The organism is Methylobacterium sp. Gmos1, from assembly GCF_053764715.1.
Window position 1 is genome coordinate 1 of the sequence record NZ_JBSNCC010000061.1, and the last position, 1,144, is coordinate 1,144.

The 1,144-nt window shown below is 67.4% G+C and carries 1 protein-coding gene; it reads left to right on the forward strand.

The annotated features are described in order from the left end of the window. Positions 1-60: 60 nt before the first annotated feature. The gene (locus ACS5PV_RS32765) at positions 61-1,131 is read left to right on the forward strand and encodes an IS630 family transposase (RefSeq protein WP_455399479.1); all 1,071 of its coding nucleotides are present in this window, start codon (positions 61-63) and stop codon (positions 1,129-1,131) included. Positions 1,132-1,144: the final 13 nt, after the last annotated feature.

The window sequence follows — 1,144 nt, forward strand, 5'->3', positions numbered from 1 at the left end:
CTAGTACATTGACGCATTCAGAGGATTCACAGGAGGTGTGAGCCATGCGAGTCTGAGGGCATGGCTCAGACTGTCTGCGTGATCCCCAGCGCCGTCGACCTGGCGCACCTGTCCGCCGTCGTCGCCGATCGGGGGCGGCCCCTCAAGCACATCCAGCGCGCCCGCATCATCCTGCTCTCGGCCGAACGCCTCTCCGTCCTCGACGTCGCCCAGCAGGCCGGCGTCAGCCGGCCAGCCGTCTGGCGCTGGCAACAGCGCTATGCCGAAGAAGGCGTCGAGGGTCTCTTGCGCGACAAGACCCGTCCGCCTGGCAAGCCACCCCACTCCACCGACACCGTCGCCGAGGTGCTGGCGCTGACCTGCTCCGAGCCGCCCGGTGAGGTCACCCACTGGACCGGCCGCGCCCTGGCGCAGGCCGTCGGGATCTCCCTGCGGTCCGTCCAGCGCATCTGGGACGCGCACCGCCTGCAGCCGCATCGGGTCCGCAGCTTCAAGCGCTCGAACGATCCGGCCTTCGCCGAGAAGGTCGAGGACATCGTCGGCCTCTACATGGACCCGCCACGCCACGCCGTCGTGCTCTCGCTCGACGAGAAGAGCCAGATCCAGGCCCTGGAGCGCACCCGTCCGAGCCGACCCGTCACGCCAGGTCGGCCCGAGACCCAGACCCACGACTACGTCCGTCACGGCACCACCACGCTGTTTGCCGCGCTCGACGTGCTGGAGGGCACGGTGATCGGGCGCTGCATGCAGCGTCACCGCCACGACGAGTTCCTACGCTTCCTCAACACCATCGAGGCCGCGGTGCCGGCGGGCAAACTGATCCACGTGATCCTGGACAACTACGGCACGCACAAACATCCGAAGGTGCGCGCCTGGCTGGCCCGGCATCCGCGCTGGATCTTCCACTTCACCCCGACCTCGGCCTCGTGGATGAACGCGGTCGAGGGCTTCTTCTCGGCCCTGACCCGGCGCAGGCTGAAACGTGGCAGCTTCAGCGGGATCGTCGACCTGCAAGCGGCGATCAACCGCTACATCGCTGAGCACAACGACAGGCCAAAGCCCTTCGTCTGGACCAAGCCAGCCGCCGCCATCCTCGATGCTGTCAACGGCAACGCTGTACCATCCGTTTGAGTCAGGGCACTAG